The following is a 15,249-nucleotide window of genomic DNA, read 5'->3' as shown; positions in this document are numbered from 1 at the left end:
TTCGGCCAGCGGGTTGTACGCAGCAGGGAATCAGCAGCGGGTTATAAGCGGAGGATTATGAGCATTGAATTAGGGCTACGTGTTGTGAGCTGTGAGTTGCGTGTTGTGGGCTACGTGTCGTGAGTTACGTGTTAAGCTATGTGTGATGAACTGCGTGTGATGAGCTACGTGTAATGAGTTACGTGTTATAAGCTACGTGTTATAAGCTATGTGAAATGAGCTACGTGTGATGAGCTACGTGTGATGAGCTACGTGTGATGAGCTACGTGTAATGAGCTACGTGTAATGAGCTACGTGTAATGAGCTACGTGTTATGGGCTACGTGTTATGGGCTATGTGTTATGGGCTACGTGTCGTGAGTTGCGTATGATGAGCTACCTGTAAGTGTTATGAGCTAAATGTCATGAGCTATGTGCATGTGTGATCAGCTACATGTTATGAGCCGCTGGTTAGCGGCAGCAGATTACAGTATCTTAGTAATCTGCTGCCAGCAGCCTGCAACGTTCCCCGCGCAGGCTTACTCCACAGCCGTGAAAAGCAGGCCGCCGCCAGGCCCGGCCTCCGTCTCGGCCGCCCGCCCCCGGCGCACCAGCTCGGCCAGGTGGGCCAGCGCCTCGCTCATGGCAAACCGCATCTGGTGCGCTGTCGCGACCCGGCTGCGGAACAGCCCCTCGCAGACCGCGAACCCGCTCTGCGGTCCGCCTGCGAGCAGCGCGGCTGTAGTATCCAGCCGCTCCTCATGATGCCGGAGCAGGCTGTCCGCCCGCGCCGTGAACCCCGGGAACGGTTCCCGGTGGCCCGGGAACGCCAGCGTAACCTGCAGGCTGCGCAGCTCCCGCAGCCCTTCCAGGAACGTCAGCAGCGGCTGCGGATCGCTGCCCGGCTGCAGGCCGACATTGGGCGAAATCTGCGGCAGCACAGCATCGCCGCAGAGGATCTGCCCGCTGCCGCCGTGGTAGAACGACACATGCCCCGGCGCATGCCCGCCTGTGATAATGGGCTGCCATTTCCGGCTGCCCATTACAAACGGCTCCGCGGCATTGATGTAGGTGACCTCCGGCTGCGGGGTCACCTCGGGCAGGAAGCTATCCAGATGCTCCCGGATACCCTCAAGCCACTCCTCCGGCATCCCATGCCGCCGGAAAAAGAGCGGCAGCGCCTCGTTCAGAATCGCCGCGTCCCCCCAGGCCAGACCGGCCTCAGCATGTGCCCGCTCACTCATCCATACCCGTGCTCCGCTGCGGGACTGCATCCAACCGGACAGCCCGTAGTGGTCGGGATGATGGTGGGTCACCACGATATCCCGCACCTGCGTCCAGGTAAGGCCCAGCGTCTCGAGCACCTCCTGCCAGGCAAGCTCGGCAGCCGGTGTATGCGGGCCTGGATCAATGACCGTAACTCTGCCGTCCTTATCCGGCAGCAGATAGCTGTTAACCTGGCGCAGCGGCAGCCCCATCGGTACGGATACCTGAAGAACTCCGCCGTCCCAGGCTTGAATGCTCTCCTTGTTCAACCTTCCTTCGCCTCCTCTAAGCCCTCTCCCTGATGCCATCTCTAAGGTCTACCTCCCATGAAAATCATGCGGGCCGAGGCCTCAGCGTCATATTCCTCTTCATCGTAGCCGCCGTGAACGGTATCCAGCCGCAGCCCGGCAGCGTCAAGCATTCTGCGGAAATCCTCCAGCGTATAGAGCTTTACCCGTTCCTGGCACTTGCGGGCCGGAGTGCTTCCGGCCTTCGAGGTCAGCAGGATGTCCTTTTTCACATACCCCTCCTCGATCCGGCGGGTTTCATCAATCCGAACATCTCCGTCCTCCCGGACCGAATGGGGCACCAGATGGCGGATGACGTAAGCCGGGTTCAGGAAATCAATGATGAACCGGCCCCCCGGCTTCAGCATCCGGCAAATCTCCTTAAGCACCTTAATCTGCTCCTCATCCTCTTCAAAATACCCGAAGGAGGTGAACAAATTGACCACAGCATCGAAGCCGCCCGCAAGCGGAAGCTCCCGCATATCCGATTGCAGCCAGGTTACCTGCTCTGCCCCAGCCTGCGCACGCGCCTCACGCAGCAGCACCTTCGACAGATCCACGCCCGTCACCTCATAGCCAGCCTGCGACAGAGCCAGTGAATGGCGGCCCATGCCGCAGCAGAGGTCCAGCACCTTCGCGCCACGGGGCAGGCCAAGCCACTGGATCATGCTCTCCACCTCATGACGCGCACCGCTGAAATCCCTGTGTCTGTATACAATCAGATAGTCCTCGCCAAAACATTTCTCATACCACTCACTCATCTCTCTTCTAACTCCCTCCATACTCCGCTTCACCGCACGGGCTTATCCCTGTCTCTAATAACGCCTATTGTACCGCCTTTTACTGTAGAAGCCCAGCGAAGTCACAGACCTGCAACACATAATCATTTATTTATAATTAAAGGAACAGGATCACTGTGCGGATAAAAAACATATGATCTCCCGGCGTATATGTATTCAGTTTTCCGCATACCAAACAGCAGTCCCCGTAACCCGCCGGGACTGCTGCACATCTCTAGGTTTGATTACAGGCTCAACTATCGCCTCATTTCGGTTATGCAGAACCCGCCTCTATCCGCTGCAAATACACGCGCGCTTCATAAGGGCGGAGCTTCAACTGCTGGAGATCCTCCCCCTTGGCAGGCTCATAATTGGAGATCAGCAGCTCCAGCTTCGCGGCGGGCCGGAATTCCTCCGGCAGCTCGAAGACCGGCTCATGTCCGAAGAAATTCAGAATTACGAGCAGGCGCTGATCCTCCAGCGTCCGGGTATAGGCATAGATTTCGGGATGCTCCTCCAGCAAGAGGCCGTATTCACCATAGACGATGACCTGATGTTTTTTGCGGAGCTGGATCAGCTTTTTATAATAGTTGTAAATGGAATCCGGGTCCTTGACGCTGCTGGCTGCGTTAATCTCCCGGGAGTTCGAGTTGACCCTGATCCAGGGCGTACCTGTGGTGAACCCGCCTTCCTCGCCATCATCCCATTGCATTGGAGTCCGGGCATTGTCACGGCTCTTGGTATGAATCGCGGCCATGATGTCGGCTTCGGGAACACCGGCGTTGCGCTTTTCCTCATAATAGTTCAAGGTCTCCACATCCCGGTAATCATCGATCGACTCGAAGGCTACATTGGTCATACCGATCTCCTCGCCCTGATAAATATACGGCGTGCCCTCAAGCATATGAATGAAGGTGGCGAGCATTTTCGCCGACGGGACCCGGTAGTACAGGTCATCACCGAACCGCGAGACTGAGCGCGGCTGGTCGTGGTTACACAGATAATTGGCGTTCCAGCCCCGGTTATGCAGAACGGTCTGCCAGTCGCTGATGATCGCCTTAAGATCTGTCAGCTTCCAGGGCACCACATCCCACTTCCCGCTGCCCGGCGAGGCGGCATCCAGATTCATATGCTCGAACTGAAAGGTCATATTCAGCTCACGGCGTCCGTCACCGACATAATCCAGCGCCTGCTCCGGCCCAAGCCCCGAGGTCTCCCCTACCGTCATAATGTCGTAATAATAGAGCACCTGATCGTGCAGATTCTGGAGCAGGGTATGCACATGATTCAGGTTCGAGAACATGTCATAGGCGCGGACCGTCGGGGTACCGCCAGGATTCAGGGCGTCCGGGTAGCCCTCCGCCTTCACAATATGGGCAATGGCATCGAAGCGGAAGCCGTCCACCCCCTTCTTCAGCCACCACTGCACCATCTCGTGCAGCTTATCGATGACCGCCGGATTCTCCCAGTTGAGATCGGGCTGGAACCGGGAGTACAGGTGCAGATAATATTCATCCGTCCGGGGGTCCAGCTCCCAGACCGAGCCGCTGAAGTAGGATTCCCAGTTGTTCGGGGGGCCGCCGTTTTTACCTTTGCGCCAGATATAATAGTCCCGCTTTGGATTGTCCTTCGAGCTTCTGGATTCCACGAACCACGGATGCTCATGCGAGGTATGATTCAGCACCAGGTCCATCATCAGCTTCATACCGCGGGAATGCATCTCGCGCAGCAGCTCATCGAAATCCGCCATCGTGCCGAATTCCTTCATAATGTCGCAGTAGTCGCTGATATCATAGCCATTGTCATGGTTCGGGGATTTATAAATCGGGCAGACCCAGATCACATCCACGCCGAGCTCCTGCAAGTAATCAAGCTTCGACAAGATCCCGCGCAGATCTCCAATTCCATCGCCGTTACTGTCCATGAAGCTGATCGGATAAATCTGGTAGACTACGCTCTCTTTCCACCATTTAGGGTTCAATTCAGACGCCTCCGCTCTTGATTCCTGTTGTATAAGACATTTAATATATCTTAACCATACTGGCTGAAGTGAATAACAATTTATGCTCAATAAGCCTCCGCTGCTCCACGCACAAAATACCCCCACAAAGTGAAGTAATGCTTCGGAGTGAATTCAAATACTTTGCGGGGACCCCAAAACATAAAAGCAGGATACCCGGTCCGGTACCCTGCTTCCTTCACTCGCTGCATCCCCTTCGTTCTCCTGCCTAGAGCAGCCCGACCATCTTCAAGCCTTCAAAGATGCCGTCCTCACGGACAGACTTCGTAATGAAGGAGGCGGCAGCCTTCGCTTCCTTCTCGCCGTTGCCCATGGCAATGCCATACCCGACATACCCCAGCATCTCCACATCATTCAGCCCATCGCCAAAAGCATAGACCTCTTCCTTCTCCACCCCGATCACCTTCAGCATCTCTGCGATCCCGTTCGCTTTGGAGCCGTTGCCGGGCAGCACATCCATACACAGCGGGTGCCAGCGGATGAAATTCAGCTCTGGGTACCGTTCGGCATATACCACCTGGCTCTCCTGCGGACAGAAGATCATCGCCTGGTAAATATCATTTTTCAAGAAATATCCCGCATCATGCGTCGGAAATACCAGCTTCAGCGAACCAACGCTCGTATTGATGTACTCATGATCGGCCACATTCACTCTCATGCCCGCCGTATCCGTATACGCAACAGGGTGATCCAGCTTCTCCGCGAACAAGGTCAGCTCCTCCAGCACACTGGTCGCAATCGGGTTCTTGTACACCGGCTTCCCTTCATAGACCACATACTGCCCGTTCAGCGAGACATATGAGTCAATCCCCAGCTCCTCGCGCAGCCCCTCGAACATATAATCCGCTCTTCCGGTAGCAATCGCTACATGATGCCCGCGTCTCTTCAGCTCCGCTATCGCTTCTCTGGTGGAAGCCGGAATATTCTTGTCTTCATCATAGATCGTACCGTCAATATCGAAAAATACCGTTTTCTTCAAAGTGATGCCTTCCCTTCTCCATACGCTCTGCCTATTTACAGCCTGCTCAAATTGTAACAAAATCCTCCGTCAAAGTGGAGTCTATTCTCCCCGCCGCCCTGCCAGACCAGGATATCATCTGCCCAGATATTCCAAAAAAGCTGCGCCGCACTCCACATGGAGGACAGCCCAGCTTAAGCATCAACATATATATAACGCTATCGCTCCTACAATTCCAAATTTCCCCTCCGCTTCTTTTTGCTTTTTGTTATCTATAGTGCGTTGCCTACACCGCATTCTGCGCGCGCTGCTGCTCTTCCATCAGCCATTGCAGCAGCATGACTTCCGGCACAGTGCCCTTGCGGGCCTCCGCGTAGGCCCGGACCTTCTCCAGCAGACGGCCGGCCGTCTCGGCGCTGACCGCAAGTCCCTGCTGCTCCAGCACATGGGCCACGCCGCCGCTGCCGGAATGCTTGCCCAGCACATAGCGGTGCACGCGGCCGACCACCGCCGGATCGAAGAACTGATACGTCTCCTGCTCCTTCATCAGCCCGTCCACATGAATCCCGGATTCATGGGTGAAGGCGAGCTGCCCGACGACCGGCTTCGCATCGCCGACACTGCGTCCGGACGCGGCAATGACCTTGTCCGCGAGGCCCTGGAGCCCCTCCAGCCGGACCGCACATTCCCCGCCGTACAAATAGCGCCAGGCCATGGCTACTTCCTCCATGGCCGCATTGCCGGTCCTCTCGCCGATCCCGGCCACCGTCGTACTGGCCCACACCGCTCCGGCAGCTATGCCGCTGAGCGTGTTCGCGCAGGCCAGCCCGAAGTCATTGTGACAGTGTACCTCCAGCTCTACATCCTCAGGCACTTCTCCCAGCAGCCGGCTTACCCGCTCTGCCATCTGGCCCGGATGATGGGCCGAGACGGTATCTGCATATCTGAACCTGCGGATGCCTTCCTTGTACAAGGTATTCACCACTTCAATCAGGAAGCTCAACTCCGCCCTGGAGGAATCCTCCATGCCTGCCGATACAGTCATGCCCTGCCGCAGCCCGTACTCCACGGTACGCAGCAGCTTATTCAGACCTTCCCGGGGCGTCAGCCCCAGCTTGCCCTGCAGCTGAATCTCCGACACCGGAATGGAGATATGGCTCCAGTTCACGCCGGTAACCTTGGCCTTGTCAATATCCCCGGGGACCGAGCGGTTCCATGTCATTAGCTTCATGGGCAATCCCAGCTCAGCAACAGCGGCAATATCCTCCTGCTCATGCTTGCCCATGGCAGGAATGCCTACCTCTGCCTGCTCTACTCCGTTCTCCGACAGCAACTTTGCGATTTCCAGCTTTTCCGCCCTCGTGAATGAAACTCCAGCCGCCTGTTCACCATCCCTGAGTGTCGTGTCACATAGCTTGAGACGTTTCACGGTTTACCTCCCTCTCCGCAGCAAGCGCAATTCGGATTACGGGCAATACGGACGCTATAACAGGCGAAGTCGAGTGAGCTGAAGCGATGCATTACGCCCGCGTAAGTTGTCCCTACCCCTGTAATCCATTTTACGGCCTCCAGCGCTGCCAGACAACCGGCAATCCCGGAGGTGGCGCCCAGAACCGGGAAGCCGAGCGGCTCCCACTGCGGCGGCAACTCCGGATACAGGCATTCGAGGCAAGGCGTAAGTCCGGGAATCACTGTCGTGAGCGATATTTCAAAGCCGTACATGGCCGCCTCCACCATCGGTGTATCCGTAGCTACACATAGCCGGTTCAGCGCATAACGCTCCGGAAAGTCGTAGCGGGCATCGATGACAATATCGGCTGCCTCCACCCAAGGCCATGCCGCAGGATATTCAATTCTGGAATTATAGCCTTCAATTTCTACATGCGGATTCAGCTGCTTCAGCCGGGCAACCGCCGTACTCATCCGCTCCTGGCTGAGATGCTCACTGTCCATCAGAATCTGCCGGTTCAGATCCGGGGCCACAATCACCCCCTCATGAGCCAGAATAAGCCGGCCCACGCCAGCCGCCGCCAAATAGAGGGCAGCCGTTCCGCCAAGCCCGCCGATGCCGGCTACCATAACCGTCGCTTCCTTCAGCGCCTTCTGCCCGTCTTCCCCGAGCAGCTTCAGCTGCCGGGTGTACCGTTCCAGCTCCAAACCTCCGGCAAGCTGCTCCATCCCTGACTCCCCCTGTGACTGAATTCATATACTCCTAGCCCTCCAGGCTAAGCAGGCCGTGCTCTGAAGTCATCTCCTTATACTTCTCCAGAAAAGCCATTCCTTCTTCAATGCACTCCACCCCGTACGAAATCGTCTTCTCTGCCGAAGTGAACGGGAAGGGGAAGCCGGCCCTCAGGCTCTTAAGCACCAGAATGACTCTGCCGCTATAGAGCAGCCCCCGTCCGAAGCCCTCGCCGTTAATCTCCGCTGTACTCTGAATCATAAGGGCGCTTCTCTCCTCCATAACGCCTGCCATGGCCTGGAACAGCAGCGGCACCTGCTGGCGGACCTTGGGCGACACCGCGCAATTAAATTCCGATTGATCCTTATCCCCGGCAGATGCCAGGAACAGCTTCGCGATCTTCTCCAGCGGAGGAAGACTGCTGTTACGTCCGAAGAAGTCTCCGGCGTCCAGCAGATGACACAGACGCCGGATCAGGGCATCTGCGGTCTCCGGATTCAGCTCCTTGCGTGCTCTGGGACTGCGCTGCCTCGCCGCCGCAGCTCCCGGAATCACCATACCCTGCAGCGCAGCACTCTCATTAGCCATGGGTTCCATCCGCTTCTCCTCCTTCATTCTCTTCCGCTTCCTCTGCCCGCAGCACCTTGGCCAGCCACATCGGCGGCTTGCCCTGAAGCATCTCAACCAGCCGCTTCAGCTGCTCCTCGATAGGGCTGCCCAGCGGAACCTTCACCGGCATAATCTTCCGGCGTGTTACCCGCGCAGCGGCCGATGCGCCGATCTGCATGATGAAGATCAGAGTGCAGTCGCCTACGGAATCCAGGCGGCTTTCGATTTTGCCCGCTTCATCCTGGTGCGGTACGGCAGACAGTCTGCGCAGCTCCACCAGCTCGGCCCCGGCTTTCGTTACATTATATACAGCGAACATCGGACTCTGTCCGAAATGCGCATTCACACGGCTTCCATCATCTGTGGCGAACGCTACTTTCACGGCTGCCTGCCTCCCTTTGCATTAACAGATTCCCTGCTTTATTACTCCATTCCATGGCTCCCCGGTACCCGGCCGAGACGGACATGTACGCGCCTAGCTCATTCCAGACCGGGAACCCGGCCGGCATGAACGCAGCCCCCGTCCGCTTCGCCCCGGCGATCCCGTGGGAATTGCTGATCCAGAGATCCGCCCCCTTGCCCAGCACCTCGGCATCATCCAGGTCGCCTACCCACACCTCGCGCTCCATTCCGGCAATGAGCGGAGTCTCGAACGAAGTGATCAGCGCCTTCTGCTCGACGCCCAGCTCCTCCAGCCATCCCGAGACCGAATGCAGATGATCCGGTTCCAGTGCGGCAACAACCGACATTCCGGCAAATTGAAAATGGGCGTCCAGCATGCTGTCGAGCAGATTCTCCCGCTGCCAGCAATACCGCAGCGGTACCGGCTCCCCGCTGATCTGATGCAGGAAATGCAGCAGTTCATCGGTTGCTTTAAGCCCCATCGCCCCCTCGAATACCTTATACGGGGTACCTATGGCATTATGCAGCCGTCTGGCCGGTCGCTCCATGCTGCCGCCCACCGCAATTGTCAGCCCGGACTGCAGGCTCTGGAGCATAGAGTCCAGCGGAACCCCGCCGCGCGTCAGCGGCGAGAAGCCGGTAAGCAGATGGCCGGACAAGGAGGTCGAGATATCCGGCAGCGCAATCACCTCGAAGCCGAAGGAGGAGATGATTTCCTTCAGCTCCATCACATCCGCCGGGGTTAAGAACGAGCCCGGCAGCAGCGTAATCTGCCGGGTATTCATGCTTCGTTGCCCCCGGTGTCCTACCTGCTGGATCATCTCGTCAATCATAGACTCCACCGTAGAGCTGAAGCCCGATTCCAGCGATCCGCGAAAATCAGGCAGAACCACAGAGAAGGCGAGACCTCCGCGCATATTCCGCTCTCTTTTATACGTCTTAAGCATGTTCTGATAATCCACTCCGGCTACATCCGTCAATTCCGTTCCAATGATGCCGATAATATCCGGGCGGTGCTTGCTCAGCACCAGATTCAGCGCCTCCTCCAGATTGCGGTTGGCATCGAAGATGACATCCATCTCCTGCAGCGCCGAGGTCTGCACAGCAATCGGTTCCCGGAAATGACGGGTCAGAAGCGCCTTCGGAAAAGCAGAGCAGCCCTGGGAGCCGTGAATCAGCGGCATGGCCCGGTAGCAGCCCTGCAAGGCCAGCACGGCACCCAGCGACTGCCCGATCTTCATCGGGTTGACCGATGCGGGCTTTTTTCTCCGGTTAACGGTCATAGGGCGGCGCCTCCTTATCCCAGGGAGCAGGGCTTGCCGCCAGCTTCCAGATCGGGTTCGCAAGTGAATAGGTCAGCTCTTTGGCCAGCCGCAGCAGCCCTTCATATCCGGCATACGCCTTGTGGCGCTCCTGATTAATATCAATGAAGGGGATCTGCTCTTTCATCGCCACATACATATTGCGGCCCCCGGCAATCATAATATCCGCCTTGCGCTCTCTTACCGTCTTGATAATCCGGCTGGCCCCTCCCTCGGGAATGTATTCCGTATCATCGCCCACACGGTCAGCAATCCGCCGCACATCATCCTCCGTGCTTTTGTTCGTGCCTACCCCGACGACCTGAACGCCCAGCTCCTTCAGCGCCGAGATGACGGACCAGCTTTTGACCCCGCCCGTATAAAGTACGGCCCGCTTCCCCCTCAGCAGCTTGCGGTAAGGCCGCAGCTCCTGGCTTAACCTGGCTTCCTCCCGCTCGGTGAGCCGGTCCACACGCCGCTCCATCTCCCGGTCATTCATCAGATAGGCCATCTGGCGCAGCGAGTAGGTCGTCTCCTTCGCACCATAGAACGAGCCTTCGAAATACGGGATGCCGTATCTCGACTCCATCTCCCTGGCAAGGCCGAGCAGCGCCCGGCTGCAGACCACCATATTCACTCTCGCCCGGTGCGCCCACGTAATCTCCTTATAACGGGCATCCCCCGTAATCCGTGAGGTTACGGCGATCCCGGCGCTGTTCATCAGCTTCTCAATATCCCACATCTCACCGGCGATATTGTACTCCCCGATCAGATTCACCCCGAGATCCGTCTCCGGCTCCGGCTCTCCCGTCCCGATGACATACTGCAGCAGCGCATCCCCCGCCAGCCGGTTCCCGAGATTCTTGCTCCCGACGAAGCCCGGGCTGTTCACCGGGATCACAGGAATCCCGATCCGGTCCGCCGCCTCCTTGCAGACCGCATCCATATCTTCGCCGATCAGCGCGGTCACGCAGGTTGAATATACAAATATTGCCGGAGGCGCAAAGCGCCCGGCAATATAATCAATGCTGTCCTTCAATTTCTTCTCGCCGCCAAAAATAATATCAGAATCCGTAAGATCCGTAGCGAAGCCGTATTGGGACAGGGAGGGGCCGCTGGATAACGTGCCTCTGCTCTCCCAGCTGTTTCCGGCGCAGGCAATCGGTCCATGAACCAGATGTGCAGCATCCATAATCGGCAGCAGCGTGATCTGGGCTCCGTCGAAGGAGCAGCCTCCAGCAGCTTCACCCGGCTTAGGCCTTGGACAGGGCTTCGCCTTAGGCGCCATGCTCCCGCAAGCCTGGGAATCAAATTCATCTTGCCGTAAAGGGTCCATTGGCTCTTCATCTCCTTCGCTTAAGAGGCTTGTGTTCCACACGAATCTTGCGCACTCCCTGATGAGGCAGGTGCCCATGATGGCAAGAATCCCGGCCCTTCGCCGCCCCTTCCGGATGAACTGCAGCCGCAACAACCGCTGCTGCATATTCCGGGGGGAGGAGAAGGCCAGGTTAGCAATCCCATCCTCATATAATGGCTAAAGACAAACAGCCCTAGCGCACCAGCTCAAAATTAAAGCCGGAGTTATGATCATCAAGCTGCTGCAGAATCGTGTTCACGATCAGGCTGAGCAGATTGAGTGTTCCCTGATACCCTATAATCGGATAACGGTGCATGTGATGGCGGTCGAAGATCGGGAAGCCGACCCGCACCAGCGGCACCTCCGCATCCTTGGCGGCAAATTTCAGATGGGAGCTGCCAATCGCCAGATCCACCTTGTCATTCAGCAGCAGCGAGCGCATATGCCACAGGTCTTTGCCGACATGCACAGTAGCTTCGGTGCCATACGGACTTGCTGCCAGCAACGCTTCGGCCTCGTCCTTGAACTTCACTTCATTGAAGTCCACATCACCATTCGAGCAGATAATATGCACCGGCTCCATCCCGGTCTCCAGGCAGAACCCGATCAGACCAATAAGCAGATCCGGGTCACCTACCAGCGCTACCCGCTTGCCATGCAGGTAAGGATGACTGTCCATCAGCGCATCCACGACACGGCCGCGTTCTTCCGTAAGCGTTGCTGGAACCGGCAGGCCGGTCAGCTCACTGATCGTAGCCAGCAGAGTATCTGTGCCCTTAATGCCCAGCGGTGTGGATAATGCGGCCAGCTGCTGGTTCCAGGTACCGCTGATATATTCCTGGGTCTTCTTCAGCGTATACTTTTGCAGGGACAGGGTTGCAAGCGCATTGGCTGCCTGCGGAACATCCGCCAGCTTCGTGCCGCCGTAGTAGTATTCATACTCTCCGGTTGCCGGTGAATCGTAGTTCCCACTGTGGTCTCCAAGTATGGTGTACTTGGTATCGAAGGCTCCCAGAATCTTGCGCAGCTCTGCAAAGTTGCCGGTGTACGGCTCAAAGCCCAGCATCACATTCAGCTTCTCTCCGCTCTCCTCGCCGCTTCCCGGCTTGCTCTCTATACCCGAACGGGTGTAGAGGTAGCTCAGGATACCCTTGATCATGGCATCGTAGCCAGTGATATGTGAGCCGACGAAGCTCGGCGTGTTGCAGTAGGCCACCGGATATTCCTCACTGATCACCCCTTTAATGCGGGCATTGCCGATAAAAGAGTTCAGGTCATCCCCGATGACCTCAGCCATACAGGTGGTACAGATCGCAACCATCTCCGGTTTGTACAAGGCGACACTGTTCTCCAGACCGTCAATCAGGTTGTTCATCCCGCCGAATACGGCTGCATCCTCTGTCATGGACGTGGACACGGACGGCGTAGGCTCCTTGAAGTGGCGGCTGAGATGGCTGCGGAAGTAGGCGTTGCAGCCCTGCGATCCGTGTACGAACGGCAGCGTCTTCTCGAATCCGAGTGCGGCCATCACCGAACCCAGCGGCTGGCACGCTTTATGGGGATTGATCACCACATTCTGGCGGCTGAAATTCTTCTCCATATATTCGGCAGACTTGGAGTACGCGAGTGCTTCGGCGGTCTCCTGCTCGCTGCAGGGCGCTTCGAACTGCTTCTTGTTCTCCCGCTGCTGCACATAACGCTCTTCCTTGAACAAGCTGGTATTATCTTTAATGTTCAGTTCATCCCTGCTCATACGCCCGCCTCCTTCGGCTCCATTGTTCCTTTTCTGCTCACCAGATCCCATACCGGGCTGTTCACAGTCATATCCATATCCTTCGCAAACACCTTAAAACCGTCGAAGCCGTGATACGGGCCGCTATAATCCCAGGAATGCATCTGACGGAACGGCACACCCATCTTGTGATAGACATATTTCTCCTTCACGCCTGAGCCTACCAGATCAATGTTCATCTTCTTCGTAATTTCTTCCAGCTCGTAAGCTGTGGGATCATCCATGACAATGGTTCCCTCGGCAAGCATCGGGAGCATCTTCTCATAGTCATCCTTGTGGGCGAATTCATAACCGGAGGCTACGATATCCATCCCCAGATCTTCATAAGCTCCGATGGTATGGCGGGAACGCAGGCCCCCGATCATCAGCATGACGGTTTTATTTTCCAGGCGCGGTCTGTATTTGCGGATTACTGCATCCATAACCGGCTTGTATCTGGCGATCATCTGCTCACAGTTCTCCTGAATCGTAGCATCGAAAAGCGCTGCAATCGCCCGCAGGCTCTCATACGTCTTCGTAGGCCCGAAGAAATTGTATTCCAGCCAGGGGATGCCGTAGGCCTTCTCCATATGGTCCACCATATAGTTCATGGAGCGGTGGCAGTGGATCAGGTTCAGCTTCGCCTTGTGGGCTACCTCCAGCTCGTTCAGAGAGCCGTCACCGGACCACTGGGCAATAACGCGCAGGCCCATCTCCTCCAGCAGGATACGGGAGGCCCAGGCGTCGCCGCCAATGTTATAGTCGCCGATGATATTCACATCGTAGGGACCGGTCTCCGCCAGCTCGGCACGGCCCATCACGAAGTCACGGATCGCATCGTTCGCAATATGATGGCCCAGCGATTGGCTGACCCCGCGGAAGCCTTCGCAGCGTACCGGAACAATCGGCATTTCCAGTTCCTTGGACATCTTCTTCGACACCGCTTCGATATCATCGCCGATCAGACCGACCGGACATTCCGACTGGACAGAGATCCCCTTAGCCAGCGGGAACATCTCGGTAATCTCACGCATAATGACAGCCAGCTTCTTATCCCCGCCGAACACGATATCCGTCTCCTGAAAATCACTGGTAATCTGCATCGCTGTAAAGTTATCGATGCCAAGCGTCCCGTTCGCAAAGTTACGGCGTGAGCCCCAGCTATACTGTCCGCAGCCCACCGGCCCGTGACTGATATGGACCATATCCTTGATCGGACCCCAGACCACCCCTTTGGAGCCGGCATAGGCGCAGCCGCGCGGGGTCATCACACCCGGACGGGATTTGATATTGGACTTCACCGCACAGGTGCTGCAATCAATGGCCTTTTCATCCGCCACCTGAAAATGCTTCTCGCGGTCCTTCCGCGCCTTTTTGGGATAGGCTTCCAGAATCTCCTCAACCAGCTTCTGATTCTCTTCAATATTCAGTCCCATGATTTGACCCTCCTTTTCTCTGCGCCTCAGAGCTTATTGCCCGGAAGCCTGCAGCTTCTTGATCGCAGCTTCTTCATCTTCAATGATGCCGAATTCCATCAGCAGCTCTTCCAGCTCTTCCATCGAGATCGGGGTAGGGATGGTCAGCATTTTGTTATTGAGGATTTTCTCGGCCAGGATTTCATATTCTTTCGCCTGCTGGTGCTCAGGATTATATTGGGCTACGGTCATTCTGCGCAGCTCGGCATGCTGAACGATGTTGTCGCGGGGAACAAAGTGAATCATTTGTGTGTTCAGGCGGCGGGCCAGCTCCATAATCAGCTCATCCTCACGGTCAGTATTCCGGCTGTTACAGATCAGGCCGCCGAGTCTTACACCGCCGCTGGTCGCATATTTCAGGATACCGCGGGCGATATTATTGGCTGCATACATCGCCATCATCTCCCCGGAGCAGACGATATAGATCTCCTGGGCCTTGCCCTCACGGATCGGCATGGCGAATCCGCCGCATACCACGTCACCCAGTACGTCATAGGAGACGAAATCCAGATCCTGATACGCCCCCTCCTGCTCCAGGAAGTTGATCGCAGTAATAATCCCGCGTCCTGCGCAGCCTACCCCCGGTTCCGGTCCGCCGCACTCTACGTTGATAATGTCGCCGAAGCCTGTCTGCAGTACATCCTCAAGCTCAAGGTCCTCTACGGAGCCAAGCTCAGCCGCCAGCTCCAGCACAGAGTTCTGGGCTTTGGTATTCAGGATCAGACGGGTGGAATCCGCCTTCGGGTCACAGCCTACGATCATGACTCTTTGTTCGAATTTGGTGGCCAGCTGAGCCAGGGTGTTTTGTGAAGTTGTCGATTTACCGATACCGCCTTTACCGTAGAACGCTATTTGTCTCATTGT

13 protein-coding genes are annotated in these 15,249 nt (G+C 56.7%); all 13 read right to left on the bottom strand.

The window, feature by feature from the left end; all coding sequences use genetic code 11:
* Positions 1-517: 517 nt before the first annotated feature.
* The gene (locus tag NSU18_RS26260) at positions 518-1,513 is read right to left on the bottom strand and encodes an MBL fold metallo-hydrolase (RefSeq protein ID WP_341150426.1); all 996 of its coding nucleotides are present in this window, start codon (positions 1,511-1,513) and stop codon (positions 518-520) included.
* A 41-nt stretch (positions 1,514-1,554) separates the two neighbouring features.
* On the bottom strand, positions 1,555-2,292 hold the full coding sequence (locus tag NSU18_RS26255) for a class I SAM-dependent methyltransferase (protein ID WP_341150425.1): 738 nt from the start codon (positions 2,290-2,292) through the stop codon (positions 1,555-1,557).
* 292 nt (positions 2,293-2,584) lie between these two features.
* Positions 2,585-4,291, bottom strand: a complete 1,707-nt coding sequence (locus tag NSU18_RS26250) for a glycoside hydrolase family 13 protein (protein WP_341150424.1) — start codon at positions 4,289-4,291, stop codon at positions 2,585-2,587.
* Positions 4,292-4,538: 247 nt separating this feature from the next.
* Positions 4,539-5,309, bottom strand: a complete 771-nt coding sequence (locus NSU18_RS26245; RefSeq protein ID WP_341017055.1) for a Cof-type HAD-IIB family hydrolase — start codon at positions 5,307-5,309, stop codon at positions 4,539-4,541.
* A 265-nt stretch (positions 5,310-5,574) separates the two neighbouring features.
* Entirely contained in the window at positions 5,575-6,717 is a 1,143-nt protein-coding gene (locus tag NSU18_RS26240) for a homocitrate synthase/isopropylmalate synthase family protein (protein WP_341150423.1), read from the bottom strand.
* On the bottom strand, positions 6,714-7,466 hold the full coding sequence (locus tag NSU18_RS26235; protein ID WP_341017052.1) for a HesA/MoeB/ThiF family protein: 753 nt from the start codon (positions 7,464-7,466) through the stop codon (positions 6,714-6,716). The genes NSU18_RS26240 and NSU18_RS26235 overlap by 4 nt, the downstream gene beginning before the upstream one ends.
* Positions 7,467-7,500: 34 nt before the next feature.
* Positions 7,501-8,067, bottom strand: coding sequence for a DUF269 domain-containing protein (locus NSU18_RS26230; protein ID WP_341150422.1), 567 nt, complete (start codon positions 8,065-8,067; stop codon positions 7,501-7,503).
* Complete coding sequence (nifX, locus tag NSU18_RS26225) at positions 8,051-8,461, bottom strand: nitrogen fixation protein NifX (RefSeq protein ID WP_341017048.1); 411 nt, start codon at positions 8,459-8,461, stop codon at positions 8,051-8,053. The genes NSU18_RS26230 and nifX overlap by 17 nt, the downstream gene beginning before the upstream one ends.
* Entirely contained in the window at positions 8,436-9,764 is a 1,329-nt protein-coding gene (gene nifN, locus NSU18_RS26220; protein ID WP_341150421.1) for a nitrogenase iron-molybdenum cofactor biosynthesis protein NifN, read from the bottom strand. The genes nifX and nifN overlap by 26 nt, the downstream gene beginning before the upstream one ends.
* Positions 9,754-11,118: a nitrogenase iron-molybdenum cofactor biosynthesis protein NifE gene (gene nifE, locus NSU18_RS26215; protein WP_341017045.1), complete on the bottom strand. Its 1,365-nt coding sequence runs from the start codon at positions 11,116-11,118 to the stop codon at positions 9,754-9,756. The genes nifN and nifE overlap by 11 nt, the downstream gene beginning before the upstream one ends.
* A gap of 214 nt (positions 11,119-11,332) precedes the next feature.
* Positions 11,333-12,892, bottom strand: coding sequence for a nitrogenase molybdenum-iron protein subunit beta (nifK, locus tag NSU18_RS26210; protein WP_341017044.1), 1,560 nt, complete (start codon positions 12,890-12,892; stop codon positions 11,333-11,335).
* Positions 12,889-14,346, bottom strand: coding sequence for a nitrogenase molybdenum-iron protein alpha chain (nifD, locus tag NSU18_RS26205; protein ID WP_341017042.1), 1,458 nt, complete (start codon positions 14,344-14,346; stop codon positions 12,889-12,891). The genes nifK and nifD overlap by 4 nt, the downstream gene beginning before the upstream one ends.
* A 33-nt stretch (positions 14,347-14,379) precedes the next feature.
* A complete protein-coding gene (nifH, locus tag NSU18_RS26200; RefSeq protein ID WP_036695744.1) occupies positions 14,380-15,246 on the bottom strand; it encodes a nitrogenase iron protein in 867 nt (288 codons plus the stop codon).
* Positions 15,247-15,249: the final 3 nt, after the last annotated feature.

This window comes from Paenibacillus sp. FSL H8-0048 (assembly GCF_038002825.1).
Taxonomy (GTDB): Bacteria; Bacillota; Bacilli; order Paenibacillales; family Paenibacillaceae; genus Paenibacillus_AQ.
This window is presented reverse-complemented; position numbering and strand designations above follow the sequence as displayed.

What these genes read in the sequence shown, in the direction of transcription:
- NSU18_RS26235 (WP_341017052.1), bottom strand. Translation starts at nt 7,466, where the DNA reads ATGGAGCAGCTTGCCGGAGGTTTGGAGCTGGAACGGTACACCCGGCAG.
- NSU18_RS26255 (WP_341150425.1), bottom strand. Translation starts at nt 2,292, where the DNA reads ATGAGTGAGTGGTATGAGAAATGTTTTGGCGAGGACTATCTGATTGTA.
- nifD (WP_341017042.1), bottom strand. Translation starts at nt 14,346, where the DNA reads ATGGGACTGAATATTGAAGAGAATCAGAAGCTGGTTGAGGAGATTCTG.
- nifN (WP_341150421.1), bottom strand. Translation starts at nt 9,764, where the DNA reads ATGACCGTTAACCGGAGAAAAAAGCCCGCATCGGTCAACCCGATGAAG.
- NSU18_RS26230 (WP_341150422.1), bottom strand. Translation starts at nt 8,067, where the DNA reads ATGGAACCCATGGCTAATGAGAGTGCTGCGCTGCAGGGTATGGTGATT.
- nifK (WP_341017044.1), bottom strand. Translation starts at nt 12,892, where the DNA reads ATGAGCAGGGATGAACTGAACATTAAAGATAATACCAGCTTGTTCAAG.
- nifE (WP_341017045.1), bottom strand. Translation starts at nt 11,118, where the DNA reads ATGGACCCTTTACGGCAAGATGAATTTGATTCCCAGGCTTGCGGGAGC.
- nifH (WP_036695744.1), bottom strand. Translation starts at nt 15,246, where the DNA reads ATGAGACAAATAGCGTTCTACGGTAAAGGCGGTATCGGTAAATCGACA.